11 protein-coding genes are annotated in these 13135 nt (G+C 74.7%); 4 read left to right on the plus strand and 7 right to left on the minus strand.

The features are described from left to right. Positions 1-60: 60 nt before the first annotated feature. A complete protein-coding gene (locus IE287_RS10145) occupies positions 61-462 on the minus strand; it encodes a hypothetical protein (protein ID WP_189848595.1) in 402 nt (133 codons plus the stop codon). A gap of 82 nt (positions 463-544) precedes the next feature. Then, positions 545-2332: a glyoxylate carboligase gene (gcl, locus tag IE287_RS10150; protein ID WP_189848596.1), complete on the minus strand. Its 1788-nt coding sequence runs from the start codon at positions 2330-2332 to the stop codon at positions 545-547. A 292-nt stretch (positions 2333-2624) separates the two neighbouring features. On the opposite strand from gcl, the gene IE287_RS39400 reads away from it, so the two are divergent. The 3 genes from IE287_RS39400 (at position 2625) to IE287_RS10165 (ending at position 5238) form a co-directional block, all read left to right on the plus strand. Beyond that, positions 2625-3833: a hypothetical protein gene (locus IE287_RS39400; RefSeq protein ID WP_373307823.1), complete on the plus strand. Its 1209-nt coding sequence runs from the start codon at positions 2625-2627 to the stop codon at positions 3831-3833. Positions 3834-3923: 90 nt separating this feature from the next. Further along, positions 3924-4691, plus strand: a complete 768-nt coding sequence (locus IE287_RS10160; protein ID WP_189848597.1) for a TIGR04222 domain-containing membrane protein — start codon at positions 3924-3926, stop codon at positions 4689-4691. 19 nt (positions 4692-4710) lie between these two features. Continuing rightward, complete coding sequence (locus tag IE287_RS10165) at positions 4711-5238, plus strand: GNAT family N-acetyltransferase (RefSeq protein WP_189848598.1); 528 nt, start codon at positions 4711-4713, stop codon at positions 5236-5238. A 100-nt stretch (positions 5239-5338) separates the two neighbouring features. Here IE287_RS10165 and IE287_RS10170 read toward each other — a convergent pair whose 3' ends face one another. Further along, positions 5339-6934 (minus strand): AMP-binding protein, encoded by a 1596-nt coding sequence (locus IE287_RS10170; protein WP_189848599.1) that lies wholly within the window; start codon positions 6932-6934, stop codon positions 5339-5341. Continuing rightward, positions 6931-8613 carry an AMP-binding protein gene (locus IE287_RS10175; RefSeq protein ID WP_189848600.1) on the minus strand — a complete coding sequence of 561 codons (1683 nt, stop codon included), beginning with the start codon at positions 8611-8613 and terminating at the stop codon, positions 6931-6933. Before IE287_RS10175 ends, IE287_RS10170 begins: the two co-directional genes overlap by 4 nt. 105 nt (positions 8614-8718) lie before the next feature. Between IE287_RS10175 and IE287_RS10180 the strand changes: the two genes are divergently transcribed. After that, entirely contained in the window at positions 8719-9552 is an 834-nt protein-coding gene (locus IE287_RS10180) for a helix-turn-helix transcriptional regulator (protein WP_189848601.1), read from the plus strand. A gap of 45 nt (positions 9553-9597) precedes the next feature. On the opposite strand, the gene IE287_RS10185 is transcribed toward IE287_RS10180, so the two are convergent. The 3 genes from IE287_RS10185 to IE287_RS10195 all read right to left on the minus strand — a co-directional run bounded on the left by IE287_RS10185 (position 9598) and on the right by IE287_RS10195 (position 13009). After that, positions 9598-10698 (minus strand): winged helix DNA-binding domain-containing protein, encoded by a 1101-nt coding sequence (locus tag IE287_RS10185; protein ID WP_189848602.1) that lies wholly within the window; start codon positions 10696-10698, stop codon positions 9598-9600. A gap of 321 nt (positions 10699-11019) precedes the next feature. Further along, positions 11020-12264 carry a DUF6357 family protein gene (locus tag IE287_RS10190; protein WP_189848603.1) on the minus strand — a complete coding sequence of 415 codons (1245 nt, stop codon included), beginning with the start codon at positions 12262-12264 and terminating at the stop codon, positions 11020-11022. 91 nt (positions 12265-12355) lie between these two features. Next, positions 12356-13009 (minus strand): hypothetical protein, encoded by a 654-nt coding sequence (locus IE287_RS10195; RefSeq protein ID WP_189848604.1) that lies wholly within the window; start codon positions 13007-13009, stop codon positions 12356-12358. Positions 13010-13135: the final 126 nt, after the last annotated feature.

Consider the following 13135-nt stretch of genomic DNA (forward strand, 5'->3'; position numbering starts at 1 on the left):
TGGGAGGCGCCCGGGAAAACGGTCGAAGGGACCGGACCGCGGGCGGGGGCGGGGGCGGTGCTAGAGCTTCGCCCAGGCGCGCAGGCGGGCGCCGAGGACGACGGCGTGCGGGAGGGCCGCGAGGGCGGGTCCGCCGGCGTCGACGCCCCGTGCGGCCAGCCGGCCGGCGAGGGCGCCCCAGTGGGCGGCGGCGGCCTGCTCGTGGGTCTGGTCCCCGAAGGGCTCGTCGGGTCCGACGACGGTCCGGGCGTCCTCCTCGACGGACTCCGCGGTGAGGTGGTCCCGGATGTCGCCGTCGCCCATGAGGCTCTCGGCCCAGCCCCGGTCGTCGAGGAGGACCAGACTGCGTCCGTCGGAGAGTTCGGCCTCCAGCCGGGCGGAGACCGACAGCTGCCGGCCGGTGGTGTGGGCCTCGTCCAGTTCGACGTGGGTGACGAGGCGGGTGGGAACGACGGCGGTCATGGTGTCCACGGTAACCGCCGCGTGCCCGGCCGGATGGAGCCGGCCGGGCACGTGGGCCGGGGACGGGCCCCGGAGGAGGCGATCAGACCGCGAGCGGCTTGATCGCGGTGGGCGCGTGGCCGGGCTCGGTGGCCAGGTCCTCGAACTCGGTGACGTCGCTCATGTCGACGGTCTTGCTCATGGCGATGTTGGTGATGCGCTCCAGGATCGCCTCGACGACGACCGGGACCTGGTGCTCGACGGCCAGCTTCTTGGCCTGCTCCAGGGCCTCGCCCAGCTTCTCCGGGTCGGTGACGCGGATCGCCTTGACGCCGAGGCCCTCGGCGACCTTGACGTGGTCGACGCCGTAGACGCCGATCTCGGGGGTGTTGATGTTCTCGAACTCGAGGTTGACCTCGAAGTTGATGCCGAGGCCGCCCTGCGCCTGCCGGATGAGGCCGAGGTAGGCGTTGTTCACGAGGACGTGGACGTAGGGGACCTTGTGCTGGGCGGCGACCGCCAGCTCCTCGATCATGAACTGGAAGTCGTAGTCGCCGGAGAGCGCGACGACCGGGGTCTCCGGGTCGGCGGTGGCGGCGCCGATGGCGGCCGGGATGGTCCAGCCGAGCGGGCCGGCCTGGCCGCAGTTGATCCAGTGGCGCGGCTTGTAGACGTGCAGGAACTGCGCGGCGGCGATCTGGGAGAGGCCGATGGTGGTGACGTACCGGGTCTCCGGGCCGAAGGCCTTGTTCATCTCCTCGTAGACGCGCTGCGGCTTGATCGGCACGTCGTCGAAGTGCGTGCGGCGCTGGAGGGTGGCCTTGCGGTCCTGCGCGGAGGCGGCCCAGGCGGTGAAGTCGGGGAGCTTGCCCTCGGCCTTCCACTCCTTGGCGATGGCGACGAAGAGCTCCAGGGCGGCCTTGGCGTCGGAGGCGATGCCGTAGTCCGGGGCGAAGATCTTGCCGAGCTGGGTGGGCTCGATGTCGACGTGGACGAACTTCCGGCCGGCCGTGTAGGCGTCGAGGTTGTAGCCGGTGTGGCGGTTGGCCCAGCGGTTGCCGATGCCGATGACCGTGTCGGACTCCAGGAAGGTCGCGTTGCCGTAGCGGTGCGCGGTCTGGACGCCGACCATGCCGGCGGCGAGCTCGTGGTCGTCCGGGATGGTGCCCCAGCCCATGAGGGTGGAGATGACCGGGATGTTCGTCAGCTCGGCGAACTCGACGAGGAGGTCGGTGGCGTCGGCGTTGATGATGCCGCCGCCGGCGACGATCAGCGGGCGCTCGGCCTCCAGCAGGAAGGAGAGCGCCTTCTCGGCCTGGGCGCGGGTGGCCTGCGGCTTGTAGACCGGCAGCGGCTCGTAGGTCTCCGGGTCGAACTCGATCTCGGTGAGCTGGACGTCGATCGGCAGGTCGATGAGGACCGGGCCGGGACGGCCGGAGCGCATCAGGTGGAAGGCCTGCTGGAAGACGCCGGGGACCTGCGCGGCCTCCAGGACCGTGGTGGCGGCCTTGGTGACGGGCTTGGCGATCGAGGCGATGTCGACGGCCTGGAAGTCCTCCTTGTGGAGCTTCGAGACCGGGGCCTGGCCCGTGATGCAGAGGATCGGGATCGAGTCGGCGATCGCCGAGTACAGGCCGGTGATCATGTCGGTGCCGGCGGGGCCGGAGGTGCCGATGCAGACACCGATGTTGCCGGCCTTGGCGCGGGTGTAGCCCTCCGCCATGTGGGAGGCGCCCTCGACGTGGCGGGCCAGCGTGTGGGCGATGCCGCCGACGTTCTTGAGCTCGCGGTAGAAGGGGTTGATCGCCGCGCCGGGCACGCCGAACGCGTTGGTGACGCCTTCGCGCTTGAGGATCTCAACGGCCGCTGCGGCGGCGGTCATACGAGGCATGGGAGTGCTCCTGCTCGGCCGGTCGGTCGCAGGTTCCGGGCGGGCCGCCCGGTCCTGTTTCCGTAATGCGGAAGAACTGTTCTGCTATACGGAAGCAATGTAAGTGGGGGTCGGGAAGCCGTCAAGGCACCGCCCACCAGACGGGCACCCGAAAGCCGCCCGAGGACCCCGTCCGATGGCCGAAGTCGCACCCCCGCGCGGCCGGAAGGGTGGACGATGGGCGCACGGGAAGAGGGGGTTCGGTATGGGTGAATCGCTGTCGGTGCGCTGCCCCGCATGCCGGCGGAGCCATGTGTTCGCGGCCCCCGCCTTCCCCTGCCCCTGCGGGAACCCGGTCGCCCCGCGCCTGGACCCGGACGCGGCGGCCGAGCCGCTCCGGCGCCGGAACTGGCGGGAGGAGTGGGTCACCGTCCGCTGCCTCGCCTGCGGCCGCGAGGACCAGTGGCCGCAGCCGGAGCTGGGCTGCGCCTGCGGAGCCGTCCTGCGCGTCCCGGTGACCCCCGTCCCCGGGGAACCGGAGACCGCCGAGGACGGAGGACGGGAGTACGGCTCCGACCCGCACGGCCCGGCCGGACACGCCCCGCCCGCCTCCGCCGGCCCGGAGCCCTCCCCCGCCCCTCCCGGCCTCTTCGCCGCCCCGGAGGAGGAGGCGGAGGGGGAGGCCGAGGGGGACGGGAACGCCGGAGAGGACGGGAACACCGGGGCGACCGGGGAAATCGGGGGAGCCGGGGAAATCGGGGAAGCCTGCGGCCTCGGAGACCCCTGGGACGACGGAGTCGCCGGGGAGGCCGGGGAGCTCTGGGAGGCCGGGGGCTCCTGGGACGGAGAGGAGACCACGGAGACCGGCGTGGCCTGGGGCGTCCCGGACGCGGAGGACGCCGTGGACGCCGTTGACGCCACGGACGCCGTGGACGCGGACGCGGCCTGGGAGGCCGGTGAGCCCTGGAGCCTGCGGGCGGACCGGGAGGAGCCGGCCCCGTTCCCCGGGCCGCAGGCTCCCGGGGGCGATCCCGGCGCGCCTCCCTCGGACTGGTTCGGCGCCCCGCCCCGGTCCTTCGCCGAGCGGTACCCCGTCCACATCCCGCTGCCGCCGACCGCGCCCCGGCCCGCCGCGGCGCGCGGCGCGTTCCGGCCGGTGACGATCAGGACCGCGCGGGACGCCGTGGCCGCCGCCGCCACGTACCTCCAGTGGCTCGGCTTCCGGGAGATCGTGCAGCCCGAGGACCGGCGCTCCGCCGGGGTGGACCTGCGCGGCCCCGGGCTCGTCGCCCAGGTCGACCCGAGCACCCGGCCGGCCGGACTGCGGGCCGTGGAGTGCCTGTGGCTGAACGGACTCAGCGCCTCCGCCGTGAGCGTCTTCTTCTCGCTCGCCGGCTACACCCCGGAGGCCCGGTCCCGCGCCGCCGAGATAGGGCTGCCGCTCTTCGTCCTCGACCTCACCGGGACCCCGCAGCCCGTGAACAACGCGGCCGACGAACTCACGTCGGGCGGCGCCATCTGATCCGTACCGCGCCTTCGAGCGAACGGATCCGGCCATCCACGCGTGATGATCACGGTCCCCCGGGCAGAAACACCGTGGGGGGTGGCGGGCATGGGGACGGGGACAGGGTGGTTCATGGCGGCGGCCGCGGCCGCCTGGGCCGAACTGCTGGTCGCGGCGGTGCTGCTGTGCGCACCCGGCCGGGGCGGGGGCCCGGGCCCCGCCGGCGCGGTGCCCGGGCCCGAGGCGCTGGCTCTGCTGCGCGGCGGACGGCGGGCGGCGGTGACGGTCGCGCTGGTGGCGCTGCACCAGCACGGCGCGGTCGCGGCCGGGCGCAAACACACGGTTCGGGCCAATGGCGGGCCGGGCCGCACCCGGGACCCGGTCCAGCTCGGCGTCCACCGCTCGCTCCGCAACGCCCTGGCCCTGCGCGCGCTGACCCTCCGCCCCGAGACGCGCCGGGCGGTGGACGGCCTGCGGGGCGAGCTGGGGCGGACGGGGCTGCTGCGGCCGCCGGGTCGCCACCGCGCGGCCCGGCTGCTGCTGGCCGCCGCGCCGGCGACCCTCGTGGCGGGCGTGCTCGCGGGCGCGGCCACCGGGGACGGACCGGGGACCGCGGCCGTCCTGGCGACGGCGGTGCCGGTCCTCCTCGCCGCCCTCGCCCTGCTCCGGCTGCCGCCCGCGACCCGCGCTGCCCGGCGGCTCCTGGCCGAGCTGCGGGAGCGGCACCCGCTGCCCGCGCACCGGAGCGAGGTGACGGACGGACGGCTGGTCCGGCTGTACGTGGCGCTGTACGGCGACCCCGCGCTCGCCCTCTTCCTGCCGCGCTTCTCCCGCGACGGGGGGCTGCTCGGCCGCCGCCCCTCCGACCGGCGCTGAGGCGGGGCCATACTGGCGTATGCGCATCCGAGCTGCCGCACCGGCCGAACTCCCGCTGCTCCAGTCCATCGAGCGCGCGGCGGGCGAACCCTTCCGCACCCTCGGGATGACCGCGATCGCCGACGACGAGCCCCTCCCGCTGGACGTGCTGGAGGGGTACCGCGCGGCGGGCCGGGCCTGGGTCGCGGTCGACGGGGCCGACCGGCCCGTCGCCTACCTGCTCGCGGAGACCGTCGACGGGGCCGCCCACATCGAGCAGGTCTCCGTGCACCCCGCCGCGGCCCGCCGGGGCGTCGGCCGGGAGCTCATCGAGCACCTGGCGGCGGCCGCCCGGGAGGAGGGCCTGACGGCCCTGACCCTGACGACCTTCACCGAAGTGCCGTGGAACGCCCCGTACTACGCCCGGCTCGGCTTCCGTCCGCTCGCCGACGGCGACCCCGGCCTCACCGACGGCCTGCTGGCCATCAGCCGGGCCGAGGCCGCCCACGGCCTGGCGGCCTGGCCCCGGATCTGCATGCGCCGGGAGCTCGCGGGGAGCCCGGCCTGACCCGGAGGACCGGTCCGCCCCGGCCCTGAACCGGCCGGATGCGAGGCCGGGGCCCGGCCGGAGGATCCGGTCCGCCCCGGTCCGCCCCGCAGGGCCCGTCCTACTCCCGGTACCGCTCCCTCAGTTCCACCTTGCGCACCTTGCCGCTCACCGTCATCGGGAACTCGGCGAGGACCTCGACCCGGCGCGGGACCTTGTAGTGGGCGAGGCGGTCGCGGCAGAAGGCGGTGATGTCGTCGAGGGTCGGCGGGGCGGCCGGGTCGCGCGGGATCACGCAGGCCAGCACCTCCTCGCCGTACCGCTCGTCGGGGACGCCGACGACCTGCACGTCGGCGATCCCGGGGTGCCCGTGGAGGAACTCCTCGATCTCGCGCGGGTACACGTTCTCGCCGCCCCGGATGATCATGTCCTTGATGCGGCCGACGATCTCGACGTACCCGTCCTCGCGCATCACGGCCAGGTCGCCGGTGTGCATCCAGCGGCCCGCGTCGACGGCCTCCGCCGTCTTCTCCGGCTCGTCCCAGTAGCCGAGCATCACGCCGTAGCCGCGGGTGCACAGTTCGCCCGCGGTGCCGCGCGGCACGGTGAGCCCGGAGGCCGGGTCCACCACCTTCACCTCGACGTGCGGGAGGACCCGGCCGACGGTGCCGGTGCGCCGCTCCAGGTCGTCGTCGCGGCGGGTCTGGGTGGAGACCGGCGAGGTCTCCGTCATGCCGTAACAGATCGACACCTCGGTCATGTTCATCTCCGCGACCACCCGCTTCATCACCTCCACCGGACACGGCGAGCCCGCCATGATGCCGGTGCGCAGCGAGGAGAGGTCGTACGAGGCGAAGTCCGGGAGGTCCAGTTCCGCGATGAACATCGTGGGGACCCCGTAGAGCGAGGTGCAGCGCTCCTCCTGGACCGCGCGGAGGGTCGCGGCCGGGTCGAAGGAGGGGGCCGGGATGACGATGCAGGCGCCGTGCGAGGTGGCCGCCAGATTGCCCATCACCATGCCGAAGCAGTGGTAGAAGGGGACCGGCACGCAGATCCGGTCCCGCTCGGTGTAGGCGATCATCTCGCCCACGAAATAGCCGTTGTTGAGGATGTTGTGGTGGGAGAGCGTGGCGCCCTTGGGGAAGCCGGTGGTGCCCGAGGTGTACTGGATGTTGACCGGCTCGTCGGCGGAGAGCGGCTCGGGGACGAGGCCGCCGGACGGGCGCGCGGCGAACTCCTCCCAGCTCGCGTCGCCGAAGTACACCGCCTCCCGCAGGCCGGGACAGTCGGCCCGGACCTCCTCGACCATCGCCCGGTAGTCGCTGGTGCGGTGGGCGAGCGAGGCGAAGAGCGTCGAGATCCCCGACTGCCTCAGCACATAGGCGAGTTCGTGGGAGCGGTAGGCCGGGTTGACGGTCACCATGACGGCGCCGATCCGGGCCGTGGCGTACTGGACGAGGACCCACTCGGGGCAGTTGACCGCCCAGATCCCGACCCGGTCGCCCTTGCGGACGCCGCTGCCGAGGAGCGCCCCCGCGATCCGGTCGACGGCGGCGCCGAACTCGGCGTAGGTCCAGCGGCGGCCGCCGGCCACGTCGACCAGGGCCTCGCGGTCGGGCCAGGCGGCGACCGCCCGGTCGAGGTCGGCGCCGATGGTGTCGCCGAGGAGCGGGGTGTCCGCCACCCCGTGCGCGTAACTGGTCTCCGTACCGGTCACACCAGGTCTCCTTCCGTGAACTCCGGGCCCGTGGAGGCCCCTTCGGCGGTCAGGCGGCGCAGCTCGACCCGCCGGATCTTGCCGGAGACGGTCTTCGGCAGCTCGGCGAACTCGATGCGGCGGACCCGCTTGTACGGGGCGAGGACGGCCCGCGAGTGGGCGAAGAGGGCGCGGGCGGTCTCCGCGTCCGGTGTGAAGCCCTCGGCGAGGACGACGTACGCCTTCGGGACGGCGAGCCGCAGCGGGTCGGGCGCCGGGACGACGGCCGCCTCGGCGACGGACTCGTGCTCCAGGAGCGCGCTCTCCAGCTCGAACGGGCTGATCTTGTAGTCGGAGGCCTTGAAGACGTCGTCGGCGCGGCCCACGTAGTGGAGGTAGCCGTCCTCGTCGCGGCTGCCGATGTCACCGGTGCGGTAGAGGCCGCCGGCCATCGCCTCGGCCGTCTTCTCCGGGTCGCCGTGGTAGCCGGTCATCAGACCCACCGGGTGGGCGGACAGGTCGAGGCAGATCTCGCCCTCCGCCACGTCCCTGCGGCCGGTCACCGGGTCGACGAGGGTGACCGCGTACCCGGGGCTGGGGCGGCCCATGGAGCCCTCCTTCAGCCGCTGGCCGGGGCTGTTGGAGACCTGGACGGCCGTCTCGGTCTGGCCGAAGCCGTCCCGGATGGTGACGCCCCAGCCGCGCCGGACCGCCGCGATGACCTCGGGGTTCAGCGGCTCGCCCGCGGCGACGGCCTCGCGCGGCGGGGTGGCGAGCCGGCTCAGGTCGGACTGGATCAGCATCCGCCACACGGTCGGCGGGGCGCAGAAGGAGGTGACGCCGTGGCGCTCCATCTCGGCCATCAGGCGGCCCGCGTCGAAGCGCGTGTAGTGGTGGATGAAGACGGTCGCCTCGGCGTTCCACGGGGCGAAGAGGTTGGACCAGGCGTGCTTGGCCCAGCCGGGCGAGGAGATGTTCAGGTGGACGTCGCCGGGCTTCAGCCCGATCCAGTACATCGTCGCCAGGTGGCCCACCGGGTAGGAGGTGTGGGTCTGCTCGACGAGCTTGGGGCGGGCGGTGGTGCCGGAGGTGAAGTACAGCATCAGGGTGTCGTGGGCGAGGGTGTCGCCGTCGGGCTCGAAGACGTCCGGCTCGCGGGCGGAGTGCTCGTACCCCAGCCAGTCCACCCCGTCGCCGCCGACCGAGATGCGGGTGTAGTCGCCGGGCACGCCGGCGAACTTCGCGGTGTCCTCGGAGCGCACGATCACGTGCCGGGCCCGGCCGCGCTCGACCCGGTCGCGGAGGTCCGCGGGGCCGAGCAGCGGGGTGGCGGGGATGACGACGGCGCGCAGCTTCATCGCGGCGAGCATGGTCTCCCACAGCTCGGTCTGGTTGCCCAGCATCACGATGATCCGGTCCCCGGCGCGGACGCCCTGGGCGCGGAGCCAGTTCGCGACCCGGTTCGAGCGGGCGGACATCTCCGCGAAGCTCACCCTGGTCTCGGAGCCGTCCTCCTCGACGATGTGCAGGGCGGTGCGGTCGTTGCCCTCGGCGATGACGTCGAACCACTCCAGCGCCCAGTTGAACCGGTCGGGGCGGGGCCAGGCGAAGCCGTCGCGGGCCGCCTCGTAGTCCTCGCGGTGCCGGAGCAGGAAGTCCCGGGCGTTCCGGAACTCCTCGGTCGCGCTGGTAGCCGTCATGTGTCCTCCTCGTTGCGGGACCGGTCCCGCCCATCGTGTAATCGGTGACCCGGGTCTCACCACCCCCGTTCGGGGGTGAAGGCGTGGAGGAAGGGGCGTTCTTCCGTGTCCGAGCGGAGCGAGGGGGCCGAGCTGCGGGCCGCGCTGGTGCGGCTGCGGCGCGGCAGCGGGCTGCCCGTGGTCTTCGGCGGCCTGGTGCGGGACGGCGGCAGGCCGCTGCGCATAGCCGAGCTGCACGGGGCGGTGACCACGGCCCTCCACGGCCTGGCGATCTCCCCCGGCAACGGCCTGGGCGGCAAGTGCCTGGCGCTCGCCCGCCCCTGCGCGGTCACCGACTACCCGGTGGCCCGGCACATCACCCACGAGTACGACGTCCCGGTGTCGGCGGAGGGCCTGCGGTCGGTGATCGCGGTGCCGGTGGTCGTCCGGCGGCGGGTGCGCGGGGTGCTGTACGGGGCGCTGCGCGACGCGCTGCCGCTCGGCGAGCGGGTCTTCGACGCGGCGGTCGCGGCGGCCCGGGACGTGGAGCAGGCACTGGCGGTGCGGGACGAGGCCGGCCGGCTCGCCGGGGCGGCGCGGGCGCCCGCGCCCGACCGCCCCGGCCCCTCGTGGGAGGAGGTCCGGCAGGCCCACGGCGAGCTGCGCGCGCTCGCCCCGCAGGTCCTGGACGCGGAGCTGCGGCAGCGGCTGCTCGCGGTCTGCGGACGCCTGGAGGCGGCGTCCGGCCGGACGCCGGTGCCCGGTGTGGGGCTGACCCCGCGCGAGACGGACGTCCTGGCGGCGGTCGCGTCCGGCGCCACCAACGCGGCGGCCGCCCAGCGGCTCGGCCTGCGCCCGGAGACGGTCAAGGGCTATCTGCGCTCGGCCATGCGGAAGCTCGGCGCGCACACCCGCCTGGAGGCGGTCGTGGCGGCCCGCCGGGCGGGCGCGCTGCCGTAGCCCGCAGGCCCCGGGGAGGCGGGGCGGGACCGGGGCCCGGAGGCCCTAGGAGGGCAGGACGAGGTCGTACGCGTCGCCGTCGGGCACGGTGAGGCGCAGGATCCGCTCGGCCTCGTCCGCGAGGGCCGCGCGGTCGGCGCGCGTGATCCGGCCGAAGGGCTCGACCGTGAGGGTGGTGCGCTCCTTGGCCTCCTCCAGGTACCAGAGCCCGGCGAGCGTCCCGTCGAGGAGGAACACGCGGTGGGCCTGGTTGCCGGTCCAGGTGCGTCCCTTCAGCTCGGCGGGGACGATCCGGGTGCGGTCGGCGTGCGAGAGCAGGAGGTTGTCGAACTCGGGCAGGAGGCGCGGCGGCGCCGGGGTGGCCGCGTCGGGGCGGGGCGCGTCGGGCAGGTCGAAGAGCTCGGTGCCCCGCTCGTCGCGCAGGACGAGGAGCCGGGGCCGCAGCCGCTCGAAGGCGGGCCGCAGACGGGTGAGCCCGCACCAGGTCTGCATGTCCTTGACGGAGGCGGGGCCGAAGGCGCCGAGGTAGCGCAGGACGGTCTCGTCGATCGCGGCCGCCTCCCCGTCGGGCCCGCCGAACCACTCGCCGGTGGTGGTGAGGGCGACCTGGCCGCTGCGCCGCCACAGTCCGCGCGGGGTGACCTGCACCATCAGGAGCAGGCAGCGGGCGGCGACGGTGAGGGCGAGCGGGTCGGCGTCGGGCCACTCGCGCAGGAGACGGTCCCGCAGCTCCTTCGGGGTGCGGGGCCGCTCCTCGACGTACGCGGTCGACAGGGCGGTGAGCCGGTCCAGGTCCACGCCGGCGAGGCCCTTGCGGAAGGCCTTCAGCTCCCGCTCGACCGCCCCCGCCTGGACGAGCCGGCGCAGGGCGACGGCGTCGCCCGCGGTGTGGGTGTGCACGGTGGAGCGCAGGGAGACGATCCGGGCGACGGCGCGGGACTCCATGAGCGCGGACAGCCGCTCGGGCCGGAAGCCGTCGAGGCGGGCGGCGAGGGCGTAGTACGGGGGCTTGGTGTTCTGCGCCTGGAGCCCCACCAGGTGGTGCACGGCCTCCTCGGGCCCGAGCGGCGAGGGCCGGAGGAGCAGCTGGCGGGCGAGGGTGGCACGGCCCAGGGCGCGGCGCGAGACCGTGGGGAGGGAGTCCATGCGGGGACGCTACAAGGCATCGAGGACAGATCCTGTCCTCCGTCGCCGGAGACTCTCGCCCCCGCCCCCCGTCCCGGGTCCCGGGTCCCGGGTCCCGATCACCACCCGTACCTCCCGATGGCCTCCTCTCCCCCCGCGACGATCCGGAAGGGGCCGGAAGGGGCGGAAGGGGCCGGAGGGCCCCGCAGCGGCCGACGGAGGAAGAACTCCACTCCCTGACAGCCGCCGGCGGTGGTGTGCACGAGTCCGTCCGTGGACCTGGAGAGGCGGGACCGGCTGTGGCCGGCCTTCTCCGACGGCGTACGGGGCTCGTGGCCGGGGCTACCGGGGGCCGCGCCGTCGGCGTGCGCGCTCGAACTCCTCGACGTCCGGTGTCCAGGGGCCGTGCCGGTCGAGTGCGGCGCAGCCGCCGCGGGCGAAGGCGCCCACCACCTCCCGGTAGCCCTCGATCCCGTCGACCAGGCCGTACTCGACCCGGTACTCCGGATCCGACCCGGCGCCTCCCTTCCGCACCGTCGTGATCCGGGCGACGGAGTCCGCGTAGAAGTGGAGCTGGATCCCCTCGCCCCGTTCCTCGTCCTCGATGGTGAAGACCTCGTTGTCCGCGGCGGAGCGGTCGGCGACGAACTCCCAGAACTCCGCGGCGGCGGTGCGGGGACCGCCCCGCCGCCACTTCCCCTCGGCGCCCTTGTCGTCGGTGAACGACAGGGCCGTTGCGCCGGCGCGGTCGGCGGCGGTCTCCTCGTCCTCCTCCGCGGGCGTGTTCCTGGAGCGGGCCGCGGCCTCCGAGCACATCAGGAAGCCCACCGTGCGCACCGCGTCGTCGGCGAGTCCGGGGTGTGCGCGGCGCACGGCCGCGTCGACCGCCGCCGCCATCCGGTCCCAGGCGCGCTTGTCCGTGGCGCGTCGTCCCCGTCGCGGATCGAGGCCGATCCGCATCCCGGTGCACGCCCGCTCCGCGGTGGCGACCACCCGCATGACCTCGGGCAGCAGCGCGGGGTCCACGGCGTGGGGCCTGCGTCCCGGGACCGTCCCGCCGTGCAGGTACCGGCCGGTGTACTTCAGGATCGCGGTGTCGAGCGGGCCGAGGACCACTCCGCGCTCCGCCCGGCGGCGGACCGCGCGATGCTCCTGGGCGCGCTTCTCGTCCGGCGTCTCGGTCGCCGTGCGCATCGCCGCGCAGACCCGACCGCGCTCCAGCAGGGCGACGTCGGCCCCGTGGGCGACGAGCCGGTCCCTGTCCCACCGGATGCGCCGGAAGAGCGCGTCGACGTCCGCGGGCGGGAGGAGGAGGACCGGGTCCAGGAGCGCGACGGCCGCGTCCTCGTCGAGCCGGCCCCGGGTGCCGGCGTCGTCGCACAGCGGAAGGACCGCGCTCCACAGCAGCAGGTGCCTGGCCAGGTCCTCCCGGATGACCGCGAGATGGTCCTCCCGGATCGGGAACGCGAACGTGCGGGGCTCGTGGTTGGCGTCGGCCCCGGCGCCGAGCGTCAGCCTCGGCCCGCCGTCCTCGCGGGTCACGATCGGGATCCAGCCGCTCCCCCGGGTGAAGACGACGTCCCTCATCGGCCCGGGCCTCCCGGGAACGGCACCGGCCGGGACGGGGCCGCCGCGTGGGCGTCACGGCGGTGCCGCGGACCCGTGCCGGGGCGCCCGTTCACGCCCACCGCGCGCACGCGGCGTCGAGGCGGGGGTCGGTGCGCACCCAGACTTCGCCCCCGGCGGCCCCGGCCGGGGCGTCGACCCGCTCGACGCCGAGGAACTCGATCAGCCGGAGCAGTTCGGCCCTTTCGGCCCGGTCGTCGTCGACGCCGTGCGAGTCGAAGAAGACGTAGTACCGGTCGCTCGGGTCCACGATGCCCGCATCCGCCCAGATCCGGGCGACCTCCTCGATCGCCGCCGCTTCCGTCGTGAACGCGGCGGCGCGGGCGGCGCCGCGGGTCTCCGGTGACGCGTCGAGGTCGGCGGGGTCGGAGAACCACTGGCCGAAGCGGTCGAGGCCGGCGTATCCGTTCTCGAAGAACAGCATCGCGGCGGGAAGGTGGCGGTTGCCCCGGTCGACCCGGAGGTGTTCCGCCCGGCGCACGCCCGCGTCCTCGATCCGGGAGATCAGGCCCTGCCCCGGCACGAGGACCAGGTGCTGCCGCGCCGGTTCGTCGCTGATGGTGTAGGTGGCGGCGTCCCGCTCCCGGAAGAACGCGGAGAACGCCACGTAGGCTTCCTGCGGGTCGGCCACGGAGACCTGCCGGTCGTCGCCGTCGCCGGTGGCGAAGACGAACCGTCTGGGTCCGGGGCGGTAGGGGCGGGCCATGGGCGTCCTTCGTTCGCGTGCGACGGCTCCGTCAGCGTAGCCGCACCGGAGGGAACGGGGCCCGCCGCTCCTCCGCGGCGGACGGCCGCTCCTCCCCGGCGGGCGGCCGGGGCGGACCTCGGGGCC

Source organism: Streptomyces omiyaensis (genome assembly GCF_014650895.1).
Taxonomy (GTDB): domain Bacteria; phylum Actinomycetota; class Actinomycetes; order Streptomycetales; family Streptomycetaceae; genus Streptomyces; species Streptomyces omiyaensis.